The following is a 20,577-nucleotide window of genomic DNA, read 5'->3' as shown; positions in this document are numbered from 1 at the left end:
TCTTCCGAACGCTGACCGAAGTCCGGGAACACACCGAGCAGTGGCTGCAGGACTACAACGAAACCATCCCCCACGAGTCGCTGGGGGATCTCACGCCGGTCGAATACCGGCAGCTACACCACCCGGAAACCTCTAGTTACGCGTGGACCTAATCCGGGGAAGTGGACAGTCCGCCGTCATGTCGGGCATGAGAAAATAAATCTGTCCCCTTTTTGTTTTTGCGGGGCGTTAATCGACTGCAATACAGATGGTTACCGTGGTCCGACCCCGCTATTGTTCCTTTCAGTGGCGTCTTGATGGGAATGCTCGTAGAGACAGCTACCACAACGCGGCGCGCGTTCAACAGCTCCAGGCCCGCCCTCTGGCCGAGCCAGCGGCAAAAGACAAGCGCTGACCCTATGGACAAAAGGCAAGGCCTGACCCCGGAGCCCCTTGTAGGAGGCGAGCCCCCTCGCCGATCAGACGTGCCCAATGCCCCATCGCCCAGAGGGCTGGGCTCCTACGAGAGAAGGGGCTGTGGCGGCATTTGAACAAGGCGGGTGTCCTCTTTTCCTGGCGGCTGCGGGATCGTGTAGCCGGGTTACTCGTAGTGGCTCCATAAACGAATCACCTTGACGACTCCCTCGTCTTCAAGCACCTGGTACACAAGCCGGTGTTGAATATTGATGCGCCGCGAGTACGCGCCGGAGAGATCACCCACCAGCTTCTCGAACGGTGGGGGCTTTCGATACGGATCTTCCGCGATCAGGGTCAGCAGTTCCTGTGCCTTCGGCTTCAGGCCGCTGGCCGCCAGCTTCTTCGCATCCTTTTGAGCCTGCCGGGTGTAGACCCACTTCCATGTCACCAATCCAGCTCCTCGTGGCATTCATCCGCCGGAGTATCCATCCCCTCGCGGATCGACTCGCGCATACCCGGCACCGATAGCAGGTACAGGGTCTCCTGAATGGCCGACCAGTCCGACTCGGATAGCAGGACCGCGTTGTTCCGCTTGCCGGTGATCACAATCGGCTCGTGGGATTCCGCCGTTTCGTCGATCAGCCGGTAGAGGTTGCTGCGCGCCTCTGTAGCCGTAATTCCCGTCATGGCGCACCTCGCAAGTGTGTGGGCTTCGACCAAGAGTACGCCTTGGCGTACGTCCCGTAAACCGTACGGGTATTCCGTCACCGCCAGCAACCGCAGCAACCGTTCGGATCGTTCCAGGAATTGTCATTTCGCCCAGCTTGGAAGGTCATCCCGGAAACCGCGCAGCGGTTATCCGGGATCTCGGGCGCCGAGGCAGGAGCGGACGCCGGCTCTCCCCTTGCTGCGGCCGGGATGACGAGGGGCTCCCACAGGGGGAGACGGGCAACAGTGGAGTGATGTATTCGGGTGGGGTTAGTGGGTTGGGAGGCAGTCGGGCAGGGATTGTTCGAACGAGTGAGGGGTGATGCCGAGGTCGGCGAAGGCGCCGAGGGTGGGGTTGGCGATGTTGTCCTGTTGCATCAGGTAGAGCTGATCGCGCGTCAGGGGTGGGTTGGGGAGCAGTGAGCCCAGGGCGGCCAGGGCGTGCCAGATGGGGAACGGCACGGGCAGCATGGGGCGCTTGCGGCCGAGGTGGGTGAGGACCCGGGTGAGGATCTGGCGATAGTTGAGGATGTCCGGGCCGCCGAGTTCGTAGATGGGGTGTGTGGGCGGCTCGTCTGCGCACAGGCGGGCGAGGGCGCGGGCGATGTCGCTGACGTGTACCGGTTGCAGGCGGGTGGTGCCGCGGCCGAACAGGGGTATTACGGGCAGGGGCGCGAGGCCGGCGAGGTTGCGCACAAAGGCGTCGCCCGGGCCGAAGAGTACGCTGGGGCGCACGACGATGGCGTTGGGGAATTCGCGGAGGACGGCGGCTTCGCCTTGCGCTCGGGCGCGGATGTACGACGAGGGCGAGCGGCTGTCGGCGCCGATGCCGGAGACCTGCACGACGCGCTCCAGGGTCGCGTTCCGGGCGGCACGGGCGAGGCGCGCGGCGCCTTCGACGTGGATGGTGGTGAAGCGCAGGTCGCGTTGCTCCACGTACAGGCTGACGGCGTTGATAACACCCTTGGCATCTTCCACGGCGCGGGCGACATCGGCACCGTCCCGGATGTCGGCGCGGCAGTGCTCCACTCGGGGGTGATCTTGCAGAGAATCGGGTAGTACGGGGCGGCGCGAGGCGATGCGCACGGTGTGCCCGGCGTCGAGCAGTGCGTGCACCGTGGCGCGGCCGAGAAAGCCGGTGCCGCCGAATACCGTGATCAGGTTCGGGCGCATGATGAGCCCCCTCCAGGCAAATCCGATCGTTACGGGGTGTGGATGCTTGTCGATCCGACTGACAGATGGCCTATAGGTAAGACTGGCGTGTAGGGAGAATGATCCCGGTGGGGTATGGAAGAAGAGGGGTGTCCTCTTTCCTGTTCAAGAGCCTTCTGCTCACCCCCGGAAGTCAGGTTCGCTTACCCATACGCTGGTGTTGGTCCGCACACTGCAGGAGTAGGGAGTGACTGGATGAAGACGATTCTTTTTGCCTGGAACCCAAGAAAGTGGGTCTGGGATGAGCTTCCCCGGGCGGTTGTTCGGGCGAACCAGGAAGGTTCTTACAGAGATGAATGGAGCTGTGGAGTAACCAAGAACGTTCAGCCTGGAGACCGCGCGTTTCTGATTCGGCTGGGTGAGCCACCCAAGGGTTTGATCGGCTCGGGTATCGTGCTGTCGAGTCCGCGCGAAAGGCATCATTGGGATGCAGAGCGGCGTGCGAAAGGCGATACCGCCAACGTTGTGGAGATCGAGTTTGATGTTCTGAGTGAACAGCCTGTGGTGGACGAGGCTGAACTCCGCTCAAAACCGCTTGATGCTCAGGACTGGTTTCCCCAGGCCTCCGGCGTGACGATAGCGAGCGACGTGGCTGAGGTGCTGGAAGCTCGCTGGGCAGAGCGCGCGCAGCGCCCTGCATATTCGGCATCGATGGGCGTGGTGGAAGGGAAGAGGCTATTGACCGTGGCGACGCGGTACGAGCGTAACCCAGAAGCGCGGCGGAAATGTCTGGAGCACTATGGGCTGACTTGCCAGGCCTGTGGGATGTCCTTCGAAGAGCGATATGGGCCCATCGCAAAGGACCTAATTGAGGTTCACCACAACGTTCGCCTGTCCGACATCGGGAAGGAATATACCGTCGATCCTGTCCATGACCTCATTCCGCTGTGCCCTAACTGTCACGCGGTGGTGCATAGGCAAGTACCGCCGCTTCCCGTGGACGAACTGAAGAAGCTCATCAAGGCGCGGATGGGTGCGTAGCCTGACGGGCGCTCTTGGGCCTGCGGCCGCAATTGTTACCGTCACATAGCAGGGTTGTGGGTGGCCGATAAGGCGGCTGTCGTTCCTCTGTTCGCCGCGTGCCTTCGTTTGCTGCAACAATGTCCCCATCACTGGGGCTTGGTGCCCGGCATGGAAGAACGAACAGGGGAGCAGGGCTTGAACACGGAGAATCATTCAGAGACCGCCGCGTGGATCTGGTCGGTGGCGGATCTGCTGCGCGGTGACTTCAAGCAGTCGCAGTACGGGCGGGTGATCCTGCCGTTCACGCTGCTGCGACGGCTGGAATGCGTGCTGGAGCCGACCAAGGATGGTGTGCTGGCTGCTGCCAAGGAGCACGAGAACAAGTCGGAGACGGTCCGCGAGCAGTTTCTGCTGCGCGAGGCGGAGCAGCCGTTTTTCAACACCTCGCCGCTGTCGCTCGCGAGTCTGTCGGACACGCAGACGGCCGAGGACCTGATGAGCTACATCGAGTCCTTCAGCAAGGACGCCCGCGAGATCTTCGATCACTTCCGCTTCGAGGAATACGTCGAGCAGCTCGCCAGCAACAACCTGCTGTACCAGGTGGTGCAGCGCTTCGCAGCCATCGACCTGCGCCCGGCTCGGATCTCCAACTTCGGTATGGGGCTGGTGTTCGAGGAGCTGATCCGCAAGTTCGCGGAGAGCTCCAACGAGACCGCCGGTGAGCACTTCACCCCGCGTGACGTGGTGCACCTGACCACCTCGCTCGTGCTCACCGGGCAGGACCACAAGCTACAGCCGCACGGCATCGTCACCGTGTACGACCCGACCTGCGGCACTGGTGGGTTCCTGTCCGAGAGCGAGGAGTACATCCAGCAGATCAGCCAGGATGTCAGCGTGTCCCTGCACGGGCAGGAGCTGAACCCCGAGTCCTACGCCATCTGCAAGGCGGACATGCTCATCAAGGGCCAGGACGTCGAGAACATCAAGCTCGGCAACACCCTGTCGGACGACCAGCACGCGGACGAGCACTTCGACTACATGCTCGCCAACCCGCCGTTCGGCGTGGAGTGGAAGAAGGTCCAGAAGCAGGTGGTAGACGAGCACCAGCACAAGGGCTTCAACGGCCGTTTCGGCCCCGGCCTGCCGCGCGTCTCCGACGGCTCGCTGTTGTTCCTGCTGCACCTGGTCAGCAAGATGCGCGACCCGCGCAAGGGCGGCTCGCGCATCGGCATCATCCTCAACGGCTCGCCGCTGTTCACCGGCGGGGCCGGCAGCGGCGAGTCCGAGATCCGCCGCTACCTGCTCCAGCACGACATGGTGGAGGCCATCATCGGTCTGCCCACCGACATGTTCTACAACACCGGCATCGCCACCTACATCTGGGTGCTGAACAACAACAAGCCGGCCGAACGCCGCGGCCATGTGCAGCTCATCGACGCCACCGACCGCTACGCCAAGATGCGCAAGTCGCTCGGCTCCAAGCGCCAGTACATCGACGACGCCAATATCGACGCCATCGTGCGCAGCTACGGCGCCTTCGAGGAGAGCGACAAGAGCAAGATCTTCCCGAACGAGGCCTTCGGCTACCGCCGCATCACCGTCGAGCGCCCGCTGCGCCTGAACTTCCAGGCCAGCCCCGAGCGCATCGAACGCATGCTGGCCGAGAAGCCCATCCAGAAGCTGGACGAGACCACCCGCCTGGGCGTGCAGGCCGCCTGCGAGCGGCTGGACGCCGAGGGCCTGTACACCAACCGCGAGGCCTTCCTGACCGACCTGAAGGCCCAGTTGAAGGCGCTCGACGTGAAGCTGCCCGCCGCCGCGCTGAAAGCCGTATGGAACGCCCTCAGCGAACGCGACCCCGAAGCGGACATCTGCACCGACAAGAAGGGCAACCCGGAACCGGACAGCGACCTGCGCGACACCGAGAACGTCCCGCTGGGCGAGGACGTGTTCGAATACTTCGAGCGCGAGGTGAAGCCGCACGTCCCCGACGTCTGGATCGACCAGGACAAGCGTGACGAACAGGACGGCGAGATCGGCATCGTCGGCTTCGAGATCCCCTTCAACCGCCAGTTCTACGTGTTCCAACCCCCGCGACCGCTCGAAGAGATCGACGCCGACCTGAAGGCCGTCACCACCCGCATCAAGCAGATGATCGAGGAGCTGTCGGCGTGAGCTTCCCGAAATATCCCGAGTACAAGGACTCCGGCGTCGAGTGGCTGGGCGAGGTGCCGGCGCATTGGGTCGTCGGCACGATCGCACGCATCATCAAGGCACCGATTACGGACGGACCCCACACGACACCCGAGTTTACCCAATCAGGAATACCATTCTTGTCAGTCGATGGGGTTCAAGAGGGTGAATTGGTTTTTGAAGGGTGCCGGTTCATTTCGGCTCGAGACTATGCTCGATTTAGTCGAAAGGCGGCCCCGCGACGCGATGACATTCTAATGGGTAAGGCGGCTTCCATAGGTAAGGTCGCGAGGGTTAAAACGGACAAGACATTTGGGATCTGGTCGCCCTTGGCATTGATCCGTGTCGACAAAGATAAATACTCTTCCGGGTTTTTGGAATATGTTCTGAAATCCCCGGGCGCCCAACACCAACTCAATCAACTGGCGAACTCTAATACACAGTTGAACTTGGGCATGAAGGACATTCCTAAAATTCGAGTTTTGGTTCCACCAATAGAAGAGCAACTGGGTGTGGCGGCCTTCCTCGATCACGAGACCGGGAAGATCGATGCGCTGATTGAGGAGCAGCGGCGGCTGATCGAGCTGCTGAAGGAGAAGCGGCAGGCGGCGATCTCCCACGCCGTCACCAAGGGCCTCGATCCCAGCGTGCCCATGAAGGACTCGGGCGTCGAGTGGCTGGGCGAGGTTCCGGCGCACTGGGAGGTTCTGAAGCTTGGTTTTGTGACTGTAGAAAAGTGCGACGGTCCATTCGGCTCTGCTTTGAAATCAGAGCATTACACGAGCGATGGCGTTCGTGTGGTCCGGTTGCAGAATATCAAGAAGGGTCGCTTCAATGATGACGATTCAGCTTTTATTTCCGAAACCTACTACACGGATATTGGTCGCAGGAGTGGGGTCGCTTCTGGAGACCTTCTAATCGCTGGATTGGGCGATGAGCGTAATGCAGTTGGTCGTGCATGTGTTGCGCCCGAGGGGATCGAGCCAGCCATGGTGAAGGCCGACTGTTTTCGGTTTCGTCTAGATGCTTCAAGAGCAAAGCCGGGATTTCTTGCGGAGCAGCTTTCGGCGAGTGCAGAGGTCGATGCGGGCCAGCTCTCGACTGGTTCGACACGTTCACGAATCCCTCTGTCGGTCATGGTGACGAGGCGCGTGGCGCTTCCGAGTATACGTGAGCAAGATCAGATTGCTGAGTATGTGAAAGGACTGAAGCGTTCAGTTGATCAGCTAATGGTTGAAGCAGCAAACACGATCGATTTGCTGCAGGAACGTCGTTCGGCACTGATCTCCGCTGCCGTCACTGGCAAGATCGACGTGCGGGGTTGGTCGGCTGGGGCCGAGTCGGGAGAGTCGGAGCTGGCGATGGTCGCCGAGGAGTCGGCCGGATATTCGGCACAAGGCGGTGCCCGATGACCCAAGGCCGAAGCATCCGCCTGTTCCTGGTGGATGGCACACCGCACGGGCTGCTGACAGCGGAGATCATGAACTGGACCGGGCATGTGCTCACCGGGCCGCGCGGCAAGCTGAGCGAGCTGGTGCAGCGCCCGGAGTGCGGGCGCACCGGCGTGTACTTTCTGGTGGGGCCGGATGCCGAGAACAGCGCCCGCCCGCAGGTGTATATCGGTGAGTCGGATGATGTCGGCAAGCGGCTCAAGCAGCACAACCGCACCGAGGAACAGGGCGGCAAGGACTTCTGGGAAAAGGTCTGCCTGATCACCAGCAAGGACCAGAACCTGACCAAGGCCCATGTGAAGTACCTGGAGAGCCTGCTGATCCAGCAGGCCCAGCGCGTGGGCCGCTGCACCCTGATCAACGGTACCCGCCACGACTACATCGGCCTTCCCGAGGCCGACCAGGCCGACATGGCCTTCTTCCTGGAACAGATCCGCACCGTCCTCCCGGTGCTCGGCTTCGAGTTCCTGCGCGACTCGAGCCGACCGCCGTCGCGTGATGGCGCGGAAGGCGGTTCCCTTAACGCTGACGAAGCTGCTGCCTCGCCACGATTCCGCATGATCTTCCCGAAATACGGCATCACCGCGTACGGGCAGGAGGCGGAGGGCGAGTTCTTCGTTCTGGAGGGGTCGCAGGCCAGGGCGTCGTGGGCCGCTCCGGGGCATAGCTATCAGCCCCTGCACCAACGACTGCTCGAAGAGGGCGTACTGGTGGAGGACGAGACCGGGTTGCTGCGATTTTCCCGCGATTACGCGTTCTCCAGTCCCAGCGCCGCTGCGGCCATGGTGGTGGGGAGGTCGGCCAACGGCCGTACCGAATGGAAACGGGAAGACACTGGCCAAACCTATGGCGAATGGCAGGAGCAGGTGGTCAGCGAAGCCGCAGAAAGCAGCGCTGAAGTGCTCTGATCCGCCGCTGTTGGTACCGGCGACCGATCGCTTTCGCACGCGATTGGCCAGTTCCTGCTCCCGGCTGAACACGCGCGATCCGATGACGGCCAGTGTTGTCGCGCATCCCCCGTTCCTTCTGAATGAGTAAAAACGGTATAATTAATGCTCATGGATGAGTTTCAGTTCGACCAGGCCAAAAGCAGGGCCAATCTGGAAAAGCACGGTATCGATTTCGAGACCGCCCAGGCGCTGTGGGAAGACCCGAACCTGCTGGAGATCCGGGCAAGGTCCGAGGGCGAGCCGCGATTCCTGCTGATCGGGAAGATTGCTGGAAGACACTGGTCGGCTGTCGTTACCTACAGGGAAGGCCGTACTCGCCTGATCTCCGTCAGGCGCTCCCGCAGAAAGGAGGTGGAGCTCTATGAAAGCTAAAGACCTCGACAAGAAATTCGACGAAGGGCAGGAAGATATCGTTGGCGATCTCGACCTCTCGTCGGCGCGCCGCGTCAATCAGGAACAGAAGCGCATCAACGTCGACTTTCCCGCCTGGGTGGTGGAGTCGCTGGACCGCGAGGCGGCGCGCATCGGCGTGACCCGTCAGTCCATCATCAAGGTGTGGCTGGTCGAGCGCCTCCAGGAAGAAGCCGCCAGGAACCCGCTGAAGGGTGACGCCGCAGGCGGTGCGCATTAGCCAGGCGCCGGGCGCGTTTTGGAACCGTATTACCGTTCTTCATAAGGACTCTGGGGCAGGCCACGGGAATGGCGGTTTGCCGTTGCGCGCATAACCCTGCAAATTGGGAGCCATCGGACGCGGTAACCACCCGGAAAGGAAGTGTTGATGGCGGACAGCAGGGAAGCCCAGTTTCAGCAGGACATCATCGAAGCGATGACCGCCGATGGCTGGCTGACCGGTCCGGCCAGCGGGTATGACGCCGCCAACGCCCTGTACACCGAGGATCTGGTCGCCTACCTGCAGGAGGCCTGGCCGCAGCGCTGGGAGAAGTTCGCCGCGAAGAACTCGCAGGACCCGCAGAAGGCCCTGGTGCGCGCGGTCACCCGCGAGCTGGAGCACGACGGCACGCTGGAGGTGCTGCGCCACGGGGTGAAGACCCCGGGTGTAAAGCTGGAGCTGTGCAGCTTCAAGCCCGACCACGAGATGAACCCCGAGTCCCTGGCGCGCTACCGCGCCAACCGCCTGCGGGTGGTGCCGGAGGTCTCGTACTCGCCGCATGCGCGCAGCGGCGAGTACAACCCGCGGCTGGATCTGGTGCTGTTCGTCAACGGCATTCCTACTGCCACGCTGGAGCTGAAGAGCGAGTTCAAGCAGTCGGTGGAGAACGCCAAACGCCAGTACCGGCGCGACCGCCCGCTGAAGGACCCGGTCACCCGCAAGCCCGAGCCGCTGCTGACCTTCAAGCGCGGGGCGCTGGTGCACTTTGCCGTCAGCCAGGACCAGGTGGCGATGACCACGCGCCTGAATGGCAAGGACACCTTCTTCCTGCCCTTCAACCGGGGCACCGAGGACGGCGGCGCCGGCAACCCCGCACCCCCGGACCCGAGCAGCTACGCCACCGGCTACCTGTGGCAGCGCGTGTTCCAGCCGGATGCCTGGCTGAAGATCATCGGCCGCTTCCTGCACCTGGAGGACAAACCGGAGGAAGACTTTCACGGAAAACGGCGCAAGAAAGAGTCGCTGATCTTCCCGCGCTTCCACCAGTGGGACGTGGTGAACCGCCTGATCGAGGCGACGCGCGAGGAAGGCGCGGGGCAGCGCTACCTGATCCAGCACAGCGCCGGCTCGGGCAAATCCAACTCCATAGGCTGGATTGCCCACCAGCTTTCTGCGTTATACGACGATGCGGGCGACAAGCTGTTCAACTCCGTGATCGTGGTCACCGACCGCACGGTGCTGGACAGTCAGCTCCAGAAGACTATTTTCGACTTCGAGCACGCGCATGGGGTGGTGCGGCCGATCACTCGCGATATCGGCAGCCAGAGCAAGTCGGAGCAGCTCGCCGAGGCGCTGGCCGAGCAGACCCGCATCATTATCGTGACCATCCAGACCTTCCCGGCGCTGTTCGACGCGCTGGACAAGCGCCCGGACTTGGCCGCCGGGCGCTACGCGGTGATCGCCGACGAGGCGCATTCCTCGCAGACCGGCTCCTCCGCCACCAAGCTCAAGGCGATTCTCGGAACGGACAAGCCGGAGGACGAGGAGATCAGCGCCGAGGAACTGCTGGACGCGGCCGTGGCCGCGCGCAAGCCGGCCGAGCGCATCAGCTACTACGCCTTTACCGCCACCCCCAAGGCGAAGACCCTGGAGCTGTTCGGCCGCCCGCCGGACCCGGATCTGCCGCCCTCGGCGGACAACAAGCCCGAGCCCTTCCATCTGTACTCCATGCGCCAGGCCATCGAGGAAGGCTTCATCCTCGACGTGCTGAAGAACTACACCACGTACTCCACCGCCTGGAAGCTGGCGCACCCGCACGCCGACGAGCAGGAGGTGGAGTCGCGCAAGGCCTCGACGAAGATCGCCCGCTGGGTACGCCTGCACCCCTACAACATCTCGCAGAGGGTGGAGGTGATCGTGGAGCACTTCCGGGCCAACGTGCGCCACCTGCTGGACGGCCAGGCCAAGGCCATGGTGGTGACCGGCAGCCGCCAGGAGGCCGTGCGCTACGCGCTGGCCATGCGCGCGTACATCCAGGACAAGGGCTACACCGACGTGCACGCGCTGGTCGCCTTCTCCGGCTCCGTCCTGCCGGACGAGGTGATCCCGGAGGAGGTGACCGAGACCAGCTCGCTGCTGAACCCGGGGCTGAAGGGCCGCGACCTGGCCGAGGCGTTCAAGACCGACGAATACAACGTGATGATCGTCGCCAACAAGTTCCAGACCGGGTTCGACCAGCCCAAGCTCTGCGCCATGTACGTGGACAAGAAGCTGCAGGGCGTGGAGTGCGTGCAGACCCTGTCGCGCCTGAACCGCATCTTCCCGGGCAAGGAGGCCACCTTCGTCCTCGACTTCTTCAACGATGCCGAAGACATCCTCGAGGCCTTCCGCCCGTACTACAACAAGGCCGAGCTGGCCGACGTCTCCGACCATCAGATCGTCTACGACCTGCAGAAGAGCCTGGACGCCGCCGGCATCTACCACTGGGACGAGGTCGAGAACTTCGCCCGCGCCTTCTTTGATCCGAAGGCCGGCGCCAGCCAGCTCAGCTACTACTGCCAGCCCGCGAAGGAGCGCTACCACACCCGCTACAAGGCGGTGCTGGAGCAGATCCAGACCTGGAAGGCCGCCCACGTCGAAGCCGAACGCAGGGGCGACAAGCCGGGCCTCCACCGCGCCGAGCAGGAGCTGAAGGACGCCCACACCACACGCGACGAGCTCGACCTGTTCCGCAAGAACCTGCAGAGCTTCGTGCGCAGCTACGAGTTCCTGTCACAGATCGTCGACTTCGAGGACCGCGAGCTGGAACAGCTGAACGTCTACGCCCGCGCCCTGCACCCGCTGCTGCGCGTCGAAAACATCGAAGAAGACGCCATCGACGTCGACGAGCTGGAGCTGACCCACTACCGCCTGAACAAGCGCGCCGAACAGCGCCTGAGCCTCGCCGAGGAGGGCGCCGACTATGACGGCCTCAAGCCCGTCTCCGACGTCGGTTCGGGCAAACCGCACGACCCGGAGAAGAAGCGCCTCTCCGAGATCATCGACCAGCTCAACGAGCTGTTCGGAGCCGAGGTGAGCGACGAAGACAAGCTCCAGTTCGCCAACGGCATCGCCGACCGCATCCGCCGCGACGACGCCGTGATGGCTCAGGTCGAGAACCACAGCCCCGACCAGGTGATGCACGGCCTCTTCCCCAAGCGCGTCACCGACACCGTCCTCGACGCCATGACCGACCACGAAAAACTCTCCATGCAGGTCCTGGACGACCCGGAGCGCCAGCGAGACTTCGCTCTCCTGATCCTGCGCCTGTTGACCGACGGGGCAGGCGATCCAAGACAGACCGCAACGAGCACCGGCCGATGATCATTCGCACAGGGACCGGCTTCTCGTCAGTAGACGAGGGACGGGCCACCGGTGCCCGATGTTGCCGCGCCGCCTCAAGGCTCGCGCGTGTTCGATCATGCATGGATGAGCGCTCGAGTTCGGCCACTACCCCGAACACGTGGAAAGCGTGCTGCCCGCCAGGTGCTGTGGTCTTGATGGATTCCTTCAGGGACTGCAACTCGACACCCTCTTCGTCGAGATCAACGACTGTCGTGATGACCTTCCGTATGGCTTGGCCGCGTCGGTCCAGCCGCCAGGTGACGGACATCCTCTCACCCGTTACCATAACTTTGAGTCCACCGCTGCAACCACGTATAGCAAGACAACGGGTCACGTCGGCCTGAGGGAAGCGAATATGCCATCGTTAGATAGTGAGTTGGACTTTGAATCGACGAATGACCAATTCGAAAGCGAAGACGACTCGGATCTCGGTACCCCATCCCTCCTAGAGGGCGTGGTTGTCACCGATTCGGACTGGACTAGCGAAACGGTTCTCAACCAAGTTGATAAGGGAAACATCCAGCTCAATCCCCGCTTCCAGAGACGAGAGGCTTGGAACGATAAGCGGAAGAGCAAGTTCATCGAATCCGTTCTCCTTGGTCTGCCCATACCACAGCTGGTTTTGGCGGAACAGAAAGGTGCAAGAGGGAAATACCTCGTCATTGATGGAAAGCAAAGATTGCTGTCGCTTATGCGGTTCGCAGGAAGCGCTACGGATGGAAAGCTAAAGTTGAGTGGTTTAGAGGTCCGGTCTGACCTCAATGGGAAAACTTGGGATGATCTTCAGTCTTCACCGGAGCTGGCTGATGATGTGGCTGCCTTCGAAAATGCCCAAATCCGAACAACAACCATTCGAGGTTGGAATGATGAGCGGGCCCTTTTTCTAATATTCCACAGGCTGAACTCCGGGAGCGTAGCGCTTTCTCCACAAGAACTCCGTCATGCTCTTCACCCTGGTCCATTTATAGATTACGTCTTTGACTTTACGGAGTCTAGCGACACATTTATCCGTATTCTTGGGAAGAATGGAAAGCCTGACTTTCGGATGCGCGACGTTGAATTATTAATTCGATTTATCGGTTTTAAGGTCCGGCTGGCGAGTTATCGAGGGGATTTGAAAAAATTTCTGGACGAGACTGTTAAAGAACAGAATTACCGATGGAATAGCGACAAGGATTTTATAGTCGAACTGGCTCAAAGCTGCGAGCGAGCCATCGAACATACAATCTCCATTTTCGATGAGCGTTCTGCGTTTTCCAAGTGGACAGAGCGTGGTGCGGAAGGTCGGTTCAACCGCGCAGTGTTCGATGCCATGACGTTCTACTTTTCGGATCCTGAAGTGCGAGTCGCTACCGAGTCCGACGATCAGAAGAAAAATTTAAGAGAGAAGTTCCAAAACCTTTGTGTAACGGATCGTCGGTTCTTGAAGTCCTTGGAAGCGACTACTAAGACGACAGAGGCAGTGCTTACGCGGCTAAAGATTTGGGGTGAGGTTATAGAGCTTATTATGGGCTCCAAGCCAGCAGGGCTTGAAGAAATTGAGGCGTTAGCGGTTGAGCATGGAGTCGATTGATTACTCGGAACTTGACGCAAGGCTCGATGAATTGGAGGAACGCTATCTTCCAGTTTTTCACCCGACCGCCGACTACACTGACGGTCAAGTTGATGACATGCGCGCACTTAGGCTTCTGGCTCACGCGGAGATCGAATTTTTCTTGGAGCGTCTCTGCGAGAGGCTCATCGTAGACCTTGAGAGGAACGTGGACGCGAAGCAATCAGCGCGAGGGTTGGAGCCACGTGAGAGAATGATCTTGATTTGGGCAAAACATGCAGTACAACGAAGCAGAGAGGCAGTAAATGGTAACAATGGGGTAAAGGGGAAGGATATCCGCGCGATGTTCGGACCGCTGGGCTTCGATGAAGGAATGTTTGAAAGTATAAGTCCAGTATTTTTGGACAAGATGAATGATTTCGGGAAGAGGCGCGGTGACGTGGCTCATCAGTCATCCTTGCGCGCGACTTGGTCGATAACGGCACAAGGGGAGAAAAAGAAATTAGATGAGATAAAGGAGTTTATGGATAAATTCCATAAATTGGTTCAGGGGCATCGGCTTCGCGCCCTCCTTTAATGGAGAGGTGGATTAGTGCGGGCGGAGTGTAAATGTCGGTGTCGGATCTCGGCGAGGATTAAGTATGCATATCGCGGTCGGACTTCGGAGAGTAACTGTATAGGAATGCGTTAGGGATTCTGGAGCGGGCTCTATGGGGTAGCAAGGGTGGTTTGAAGAGGTGTCGGGGTCGGACCTCGGGAAGTGGCTGCAAAGGAACGCGTAAATGAGGTTGAAGCCGCTTCGATGGAGCTTCGAAGCGCGGTTTTGAGGCGGAAATGACCTTCTGGCGCTGTGGTTCGGGCTGTCATCTGGTGAAGCTGGCGCAGGGGAGAGGGTAAGCGAATGCTCCAGTCGAGAATTGCCTGGCTTGATCATGATGCGGACGCGCGTGAAAGGAGCATGCGCGTGCTGGCGATGTTCGGGGAGCGTGATACGCGCGATGAGCTGGGGCTTGGGGCGATTCGGGATAACCTGGCGGATTTGCTGTTTCCGGGCACGAGTACGATCCAGACGCGCTTGCGCTACATGCTGTTGGTGGCATGGGTGTATCAGCAGGTAGAGGCGGAGCTGGCGCAGGGCGCGCTTGCGGCGGAGAAGGTGCCGGCCCGGGCGGCGGATCTGGAGTTTCGCATTGTGGATGTGCTGCGCGAGGCGGACGACCGGGCCGGTGTTTTCGGGATTGGATCCGGGCGGACGCTGCAGCGATTGCCCAGCTCGGTGTACTGGGCGGGGCTGGCGTCGTGGGGCATTCGGGAGGTGCCGCTTTCCCAGGAGCGCTACCACCGCAGCGTGGCCGGGCTGGTGGAACGGCGGCGCGAGGTGGGCGCTCTTGCAGGTGAAGGCGAGCCGGTTGCGGATGTCTCGGAGTATCGCACCTGGCATGCCGGCCTGCCGGACGCGCCCGAGCGGTTCCCGGCAGATGTGTCGCTGGCGCTGGGCCGTGCGGAGGCGGCGTTCATCCTGGACCGGGTGCGCGAGTGTCATCCGACGAGCCTGCTGGCCCATCTGTTCGAGCGCTGCGCACCGGCGGAGGTGGAGTACCCCTGGGAGCACCCGGATCGGGCGGGCTTCAGCGACCGGCAGCAGGCGCTCCTGGATCAGGCGGAGAAGCTTGCGGTGCTCGCGCAGGGGGCGTTCTTGCTCTACAACCTGGCGCTGTCCGAACGGCGCGTACGCGAGGACTGGGTCGAGCACTACGAGCAGCGGATGGATGACTGGACCGAAGCGGCCCGGGCACTGCCGTTGGCGGAGTGGGACCTGGACGATCTGTTTGCGCTGACGGAGGTGGGAACGCTGCGGGTACAGCAGGGGGCGCGCGACTTCCTGCGCGACTGGCGCGAGCGGGTATTGGCCTGTGGCAGCGACGGGGCGCGGCTGCGGGCGGACGAGGCGGCGCGTGATCTGGTGCGTCGGCGCGAATCGCTGTTGAAGAAGGCGCGTTCGCGCTTCACCAACCCGCAGGCGCTGACACAATGGAGCGGCCAGTCGGGTGCCTATCGCTACAACTATCGCTGGCCGACGGTGAGCCGGTTCCACCGTGACCTGTACGCGGCGTTGCAGGGGGAGGACGGGTAATGCTCGACCCCAATGGCCGCAGCCTGTATACGAGCCTGCTCACACCCCCGCCCGGGTATTCGCTGGACCAGGCGCTGGGCACGACCTTCTCGCTGGATATTCCGACGCTGCTGACCATCCCGGTGCACTTGTCCCTGCTGGGGGCGGAGCGGCGGGATGACGGGATCGCGGTGTACGAATCGGTCCGCCGCACGATGGATCGGGTCACGCTCTATCTCCAGCGCGGCCAGATGCGCGCCCCGAAGGCCGGCAATCACCTGTTCGGGCTGCTGGAGCCGTGCATGGTGGAGGTGGAGCCGCCCGGGGACGGGGTGTTTCATCCCAAGGTCTGGGTGCTGCGCTTCCGCCCGGACGAGGGGGTGCCCGAACCGCCGCTGCTGCGGGGGGCGATCCTGTCGCGCAACGTGACCGACGATCGCTCCTGGGATCTCTCGCTGCAGCTTGATGGCGTGCTGGGCGACGAAACTATTGAGACGAACCGGCCGCTGGCGCGGCTGCTAGAGAGCCTGCCGGGACTGGCCACGCGCGAGGTCGATGCGGACCGGCGGGCGCAGGCGCGGGAGCTGGCGCGGGATCTGATGTCCTGCAAGTTCCAGTTGCCCCATGGCGCCGAGAGCCTGGAGTTTGCGGTTCCGGGCCTGCCGGGGATGCGCTGGGAACCCGAGAAGAGCGATCGCCTGGCAGTGATCTCGCCGTTTCTGAAGGATGCCGCGCTCGGCCGGCTGGCCGGCGCCAGTGGCGGTCCGGTGGCGCTGATTTCGCGTCCGGAGGAGCTGGAGCAGGTTTCGCCGGATGTCTGCGGCGGCTTCGGTGGCTGTTACGTGCTGCACGAGGCGGCCGAGACCGAGGACAACGAGGGCGAGATCGACCACGACACCCACGGGCTGCACGCCAAGGCATGGATCAGCGAACGCGGTACCCGCACGACGATCACGCTGGGGTCGGCCAACGTGACGGATGCGGCGTTGCTGGCGCAGCACAACCTGGAGGTGATTGCGACCCTGAAAGGCCCTCGGCGCAAACTGGGTGGCATCGACGACCTGCTGGGCGAAAAGGGCCTGGGCGGCGTGTTGCAGCGCTGGGAACCTTGGGAGCGAGCGGAGCCCGAGGATGCAGAACTCGTGAGGGCGCGCGAGCGGCTGGAGCGGGCGCGTACCGAGCTTGCGCGGGGTGGGTTGCGGGTGGTTTGCGAGGCCGGTAATTCGGAGGATATGTGGCGGTGGTGGCTGGTCGGGCAGGTGGAGCTGCCGGAGTCGGTGAATTGCCGCGTTTGGCCGGTGAGCCGATCCCCCAGTGATGCGGTCGCGCTTGGGGCGGGTGGCGCCGCAGGGAGAAGCGAGTTGCCGTATGGCGGGGTGGCCTACCTGACAGGGGTCATTGCCTTTGAGCTGACGGATCCGGCGGCGGACCACGCGCTGCGTTTTGCACTGAACCTGCCGATCGAGGGCTTGCCGGTAGAGGAGCGCGAGGCGGCCATTCTGCGTGCCGTGGTGGAGAATCGTGACGGGTTCCTGCGGTATCTGATGCTGCTGCTGGCGAATGACGATGCCGCCGCTGGCGCCTTTATCCCGATGGCGGGAAGTGGTCACGGGCACTGGCAAAGGGCGGTGCTGGACGAACTGCCGCTTCTGGAGGAGATGACCCGCTGCTACAGCCGGGAACCGGAGCGCCTGCGGGATATCGCCGAAATGATCGAGCGCCTGCAGGGGCGCCTGGGCACCTCTGACCTGGTGCCGCCGGAGTTCGAGGCGTTGTGGCGGACGTATCAGGAAGCGATGGAGCACCGCGATGGCCGGGATTGAGGGGTTCAATGCCGGGCCGGTGCTGGACGGGCTCAAGCCCTTTCAGCGCCGCACCGTGGATTACGCCTTCCAGCGGCTGTTCGACCCGGCCGGCAGCGGGCGCTTTCTGGTGGCCGACGAGGTGGGGCTGGGCAAGACGCTGGTCGCTCGGGGGGTCATCGCGCGCAGCCTGGAGGCGCTGAGCGGACAGGGGGAGCGCGTCGACATTATCTACGTGTGCTCGAACGCGGCGATTGCGCAGCAGAACATCCGCAGGATGAATGTGCTCGAGGACAACGAGTTTGCGTTGGCCAGCCGCTTGACCCTGTTGCCCGAGACGGTTCATCAGCTCAACCGGAATCCGGTCAATTTCATCAGCCTGACCCCGGGGACCACCTTCAACCTTCGCTCCAGCACAGGGATCGCGCGGGAGCGGGTGCTGCTGTTCCATCTGCTCGACGGGCTGGAAGGTTTGAGCCCGGCCGGTCTGAGCAAGGTGCTCCAGTGCAACGTCGGGGAACGCTGGCCGCACTTGCTGAAAGAGGGGCCGGAGGAGATCGAGACCGACCTGGCGGCCGCGTTCCTGGAGGATATGCGCCAGCAGACGGAATTGCTCGGAGAGCTGCGGAGACTGTGCGAGGTCTTTGAGGTACCAGAATCCGAGCGGCCGGCGGAGACGAATGCCGAGCGCAATGCTCTGGTGGGTCGGCTGCGCCGCAGGCTTGCTCGCGTCTGTCTGGATGCGCTGCGCCCATCGCTGGTGATCCTGGACGAGTTCCAGCGGTTTTCCGACCTGCTGAACGGGGAGACAGAAGAAGCCGAACTGGCCAATGACCTGTTCTCGCTGGAGGGTGCGCGGCTCCTGCTGCTGTCGGCGACTCCGTACCGGATGCTGAGCATGCACGGGGAGTCGGACGAAGATCATCACCAGCACTTCCTGGATACGGTGGGGTTCCTGTACGGCGACGCGCACGAGGTGGACGGCCTGCGTTGGGCACTGGAGACCTATCGCCGCGGCTGCCGGCAACTGGCAGAGGGCGATCACGAGGGTATTCAGCAGGCGCGTGAGGGTCTTCAATCGCGGTTGCTACGGGTGATGTGCAGAACGGAGCGCGTGGGCTTGACGCGCCGGCGCGATGCCATGCTTTCCGGGGACGAGCGCACCGTGGATCTGGCGCCCCTGGATCTCGAATACGCCCGGAACATCGATTCCACGGCGCATGCGGCGGGGTTGCCGGATGTCATCGAGTACTGGAAGTCGGTTCCGTACATGCTCAGCTACATGCGCGGCTATCAGATGCGCCGGGAGCTGGATGCCATTGCGACCAAGCCACCAAAGAAGCTTCGGCGGGCGATCGCGCGGGGGAAGGGGCTCAGTACGATCGACGTCAATCGCATTGAGGCCTATGAGCCGCTGGATATTCCGCACGCCCGGATGCGCGGATTCGTTGAGGAAACCGTGGGTGCTGGTCTGTGGGAGCTTCTGTGGTTACCGCCTTCGTTGCCCTATACGCAGCTGGCCGGGCCGTGGGCGCGGGCAGGAGAGGTCACCAAACAGCTAGTGTTCTCGGCCTGGAATGCCGTGCCGGATGCGATTGCCACGCTGTGCTCGTACGAGGCGCAGGCGAGGGCGTTTGGCCAGGTGGGCGGGGATGTCGGGTACAGCAATACCTACGAGCGGGTCCGGCCACTGCTGCGATTTCAGACGGACGCGGATGGGCGCCTGACGGGAATGCCAGCCCTGGCCCGCATCATGCCGGCGCCTCGCCTTGCTCGCGAGGTGGATCCTTTGCATCTAGCCATCGCCTTTGGCAATGGTGAACCACCGGCCCTCGACGTACTCCTTGTGGAGGCCACGCGGCGCTGTCGTGACCTGCTCGACGAACTGCCACAGGGGGACGAGTACGGGCGGGTCGACGAGCGCTGGTACTGGGCAGCGATCGCGATGCTGGAACGGGATGCGGGCCTGATCGAGTGGATGCAGGCGGCGAGCGGCTGGCCCGAGGCCATCCCCGAACAGGAAGGGGGCGAGCACTTTCGCGCCCATCGCGACCAGATGATCCAGGCCATGCGGGGGGAACTGGACCTGGGGCGGCGCCCGTCAGACCTTGCAGAAGTGCTGGCCCGGTTCGCGCTTGGAGGCCCCGGGGTTTGCGCGCTACGTGCACTGCGGCGGGTGGCTACGGATGTCGATTGGAACGATCCGGCATTGTTGCTGGGGGCCGCGCGGGTGGCCAACGGCTTTCGTACGCTGTTCAATCTGCCCGAGAGCGTGGTGCTGATCCAGAACCGGGATGAACAGCCCTACTGGCGGCAGGCACTGGACTATGCGGTGGAGGGCAATCTGCAGGCCGTCCTGGACGAGCAGGTGCATGTGCTGCCGGAGCAACTGGGGAGGGTAGAGGCACCCGCCGCCGAGCGCATTGATGCGGTGGCGCGCGCTGTGACGGAATCCTTATCCATGCGTTCGGCGCAGCTCAAGGTGGACGACGTTCGAGTGAACAAGCGCCGGTTGGAGGTCGCGGATCTCTCCATGCGTTGCAGGTTCGCACTGCGGTTTGGCGATATGCGCGATGACACTGGCGGCGCTGTCGCCCGTGCCGACTCCGTGCGGGCGGCGTTCAATTCGCCCTTTCGACCTTTTGTGCTGGCCAGCACCTCGGTCGGGCAGGAAGGCCTGGACTTCCATACCTGGTGTCACTCGGTGGTGCACTGGAACCTCCCGTCGAATCCGGTGGACATGGAACAGCGCGAGGGGCGCGTTCATCGCTACAAGGGCCACGCGGTGAGGAGGAACGTCGCCCAGCACATCGGCCTGGCCGCGCTTGCGGACTGGCAGGGGGAAGGAGACCCGTGGGCCCGCCTGTTCGAATGCGCTGAAGCGACGGAGTTTGGCCAGCAATCCGACCTGGCACCGTGGTGGATCTACGAGGCCGGGGACGCACGCATCATGCGGCGGGTCCTGCTGTTGCCATTGAGCCGAGACGTGGGGCGCCTCAAGCGCATGAAACGCCAGCTCGCGCTCTACCGCATGGTATTCGGTCAGCCGCGACAGGAAGACCTGATCGCCTATCTGGATCATGCTCTGCCGGAGGATGCGCCTGAGGACTGGCAGATTTCTTTGCTCCCGCCTGCTCTGCCAGGTTGAACCCGTGCGCATGCGTTTTGGGAAAGCTGATCAATGGACACGCTGACGTTGGCACCTCAGGTTCTCCTAGGCAAAGCGTGTCTTGCTACGGATAG

Annotated in this window: 16 protein-coding genes and 1 pseudogene; 13 read left to right on the top strand and 4 right to left on the bottom strand. The window is 62.6% G+C overall.

From position 1 onward, the window contains the following. On the top strand, positions 1-152 hold a 152-nt coding region (locus F468_RS0109025; RefSeq protein WP_018994999.1), incomplete at its 5' end, for an integrase core domain-containing protein. A 428-nt stretch (positions 153-580) separates the two neighbouring features. Here F468_RS0109025 and F468_RS0109020 read toward each other — a convergent pair. The 3 genes from F468_RS0109020 to F468_RS0109010 all read right to left on the bottom strand — a co-directional run bounded on the left by F468_RS0109020 (position 581) and on the right by F468_RS0109010 (position 2,277). Further along, the gene (locus tag F468_RS0109020; protein WP_018994998.1) at positions 581-844 is read right to left on the bottom strand and encodes a Txe/YoeB family addiction module toxin; all 264 of its coding nucleotides are present in this window, start codon (positions 842-844) and stop codon (positions 581-583) included. Beyond that, entirely contained in the window at positions 841-1,083 is a 243-nt protein-coding gene (locus F468_RS0109015) for a type II toxin-antitoxin system Phd/YefM family antitoxin (RefSeq protein WP_018139194.1), read from the bottom strand. Before F468_RS0109015 ends, F468_RS0109020 begins: the two co-directional genes overlap by 4 nt. A gap of 291 nt (positions 1,084-1,374) precedes the next feature. Then, entirely contained in the window at positions 1,375-2,277 is a 903-nt protein-coding gene (locus tag F468_RS0109010; protein ID WP_018994997.1) for a complex I NDUFA9 subunit family protein, read from the bottom strand. A 234-nt stretch (positions 2,278-2,511) separates the two neighbouring features. Here F468_RS0109010 and F468_RS0109005 point away from each other — a divergent pair, with 234 nt between their 5' ends. From F468_RS0109005 to F468_RS0108975, 7 genes are all read left to right on the top strand, one after another. Next, positions 2,512-3,297: an HNH endonuclease gene (locus F468_RS0109005; RefSeq protein ID WP_018994996.1), complete on the top strand. Its 786-nt coding sequence runs from the start codon at positions 2,512-2,514 to the stop codon at positions 3,295-3,297. A 177-nt stretch (positions 3,298-3,474) separates the two neighbouring features. Next, entirely contained in the window at positions 3,475-5,454 is a 1,980-nt protein-coding gene (locus F468_RS0109000; RefSeq protein ID WP_018994995.1) for a class I SAM-dependent DNA methyltransferase, read from the top strand. After that, complete coding sequence (locus tag F468_RS0108995; protein ID WP_018994994.1) at positions 5,451-6,884, top strand: restriction endonuclease subunit S; 1,434 nt, start codon at positions 5,451-5,453, stop codon at positions 6,882-6,884. The genes F468_RS0109000 and F468_RS0108995 overlap by 4 nt, the downstream gene beginning before the upstream one ends. Next, complete coding sequence (locus F468_RS0108990) at positions 6,881-7,831, top strand: GIY-YIG nuclease family protein (RefSeq protein ID WP_018994993.1); 951 nt, start codon at positions 6,881-6,883, stop codon at positions 7,829-7,831. The genes F468_RS0108995 and F468_RS0108990 overlap by 4 nt, the downstream gene beginning before the upstream one ends. Before the next feature lie 150 nt (positions 7,832-7,981). Next, positions 7,982-8,245: a BrnT family toxin gene (locus F468_RS0108985; RefSeq protein WP_026296518.1), complete on the top strand. Its 264-nt coding sequence runs from the start codon at positions 7,982-7,984 to the stop codon at positions 8,243-8,245. After that, positions 8,235-8,504: a type II toxin-antitoxin system BrnA family antitoxin gene (gene brnA, locus F468_RS0108980; RefSeq protein ID WP_018994991.1), complete on the top strand. Its 270-nt coding sequence runs from the start codon at positions 8,235-8,237 to the stop codon at positions 8,502-8,504. Before F468_RS0108985 ends, brnA begins: the two co-directional genes overlap by 11 nt. 147 nt (positions 8,505-8,651) lie before the next feature. Beyond that, entirely contained in the window at positions 8,652-11,846 is a 3,195-nt protein-coding gene (locus F468_RS0108975) for a type I restriction endonuclease subunit R (RefSeq protein WP_018994990.1), read from the top strand. Between the two features lie 121 nt (positions 11,847-11,967). On the opposite strand, the pseudogene F468_RS14220 reads toward F468_RS0108975, so the two are convergent. Continuing rightward, positions 11,968-12,135: pseudogene (locus F468_RS14220) on the bottom strand (recombinase family protein); the annotation flags it as partial. An 87-nt stretch (positions 12,136-12,222) separates the two neighbouring features. Here F468_RS14220 and F468_RS0108970 point away from each other — a divergent pair. The 5 genes from F468_RS0108970 (at position 12,223) to F468_RS0108950 (ending at position 20,482) form a co-directional block, all read left to right on the top strand. Beyond that, entirely contained in the window at positions 12,223-13,440 is a 1,218-nt protein-coding gene (locus F468_RS0108970; RefSeq protein WP_018994989.1) for a DUF262 domain-containing protein, read from the top strand. Then, positions 13,427-13,996 (top strand): HEPN domain-containing protein, encoded by a 570-nt coding sequence (locus tag F468_RS0108965; RefSeq protein WP_018994988.1) that lies wholly within the window; start codon positions 13,427-13,429, stop codon positions 13,994-13,996. Before F468_RS0108970 ends, F468_RS0108965 begins: the two co-directional genes overlap by 14 nt. Positions 13,997-14,320: 324 nt before the next feature. Further along, on the top strand, positions 14,321-15,553 hold the full coding sequence (locus F468_RS0108960; RefSeq protein ID WP_026296517.1) for a DUF6361 family protein: 1,233 nt from the start codon (positions 14,321-14,323) through the stop codon (positions 15,551-15,553). Then, a complete protein-coding gene (locus F468_RS0108955; protein WP_018994986.1) occupies positions 15,553-17,355 on the top strand; it encodes a phospholipase D family protein in 1,803 nt (600 codons plus the stop codon). The genes F468_RS0108960 and F468_RS0108955 overlap by 1 nt, the downstream gene beginning before the upstream one ends. Further along, on the top strand, positions 17,342-20,482 hold the full coding sequence (locus tag F468_RS0108950; protein ID WP_018994985.1) for a helicase-related protein: 3,141 nt from the start codon (positions 17,342-17,344) through the stop codon (positions 20,480-20,482). Before F468_RS0108955 ends, F468_RS0108950 begins: the two co-directional genes overlap by 14 nt. Positions 20,483-20,577: the final 95 nt, after the last annotated feature.

This window comes from Thioalkalivibrio sp. ALJ2, assembly GCF_000378325.1.
Taxonomy (GTDB): Bacteria; Pseudomonadota; Gammaproteobacteria; order Ectothiorhodospirales; family Ectothiorhodospiraceae; genus Thioalkalivibrio.
The sequence above is the reverse complement of the archived record's forward strand: the minus strand, read 5'-3'. Positions and strand labels throughout refer to the sequence as shown.

What these genes read in the sequence shown, in the direction of transcription:
- F468_RS0108950 (WP_018994985.1), top strand. Translation starts at nt 17,342, where the DNA reads ATGGCCGGGATTGAGGGGTTCAATGCCGGGCCGGTGCTGGACGGGCTC.
- F468_RS0108975 (WP_018994990.1), top strand. Translation starts at nt 8,652, where the DNA reads ATGGCGGACAGCAGGGAAGCCCAGTTTCAGCAGGACATCATCGAAGCG.
- F468_RS0108970 (WP_018994989.1), top strand. Translation starts at nt 12,223, where the DNA reads ATGCCATCGTTAGATAGTGAGTTGGACTTTGAATCGACGAATGACCAA.
- F468_RS0108960 (WP_026296517.1), top strand. Translation starts at nt 14,321, where the DNA reads ATGCTCCAGTCGAGAATTGCCTGGCTTGATCATGATGCGGACGCGCGT.
- F468_RS0108955 (WP_018994986.1), top strand. Translation starts at nt 15,553, where the DNA reads ATGCTCGACCCCAATGGCCGCAGCCTGTATACGAGCCTGCTCACACCC.
- F468_RS0108990 (WP_018994993.1), top strand. Translation starts at nt 6,881, where the DNA reads ATGACCCAAGGCCGAAGCATCCGCCTGTTCCTGGTGGATGGCACACCG.
- F468_RS0109005 (WP_018994996.1), top strand. Translation starts at nt 2,512, where the DNA reads ATGAAGACGATTCTTTTTGCCTGGAACCCAAGAAAGTGGGTCTGGGAT.
- F468_RS0109010 (WP_018994997.1), bottom strand. Translation starts at nt 2,277, where the DNA reads ATGCGCCCGAACCTGATCACGGTATTCGGCGGCACCGGCTTTCTCGGC.
- F468_RS0108965 (WP_018994988.1), top strand. Translation starts at nt 13,427, where the DNA reads ATGGAGTCGATTGATTACTCGGAACTTGACGCAAGGCTCGATGAATTG.
- F468_RS0109015 (WP_018139194.1), bottom strand. Translation starts at nt 1,083, where the DNA reads ATGACGGGAATTACGGCTACAGAGGCGCGCAGCAACCTCTACCGGCTG.
- F468_RS0108985 (WP_026296518.1), top strand. Translation starts at nt 7,982, where the DNA reads ATGGATGAGTTTCAGTTCGACCAGGCCAAAAGCAGGGCCAATCTGGAA.
- brnA (WP_018994991.1), top strand. Translation starts at nt 8,235, where the DNA reads ATGAAAGCTAAAGACCTCGACAAGAAATTCGACGAAGGGCAGGAAGAT.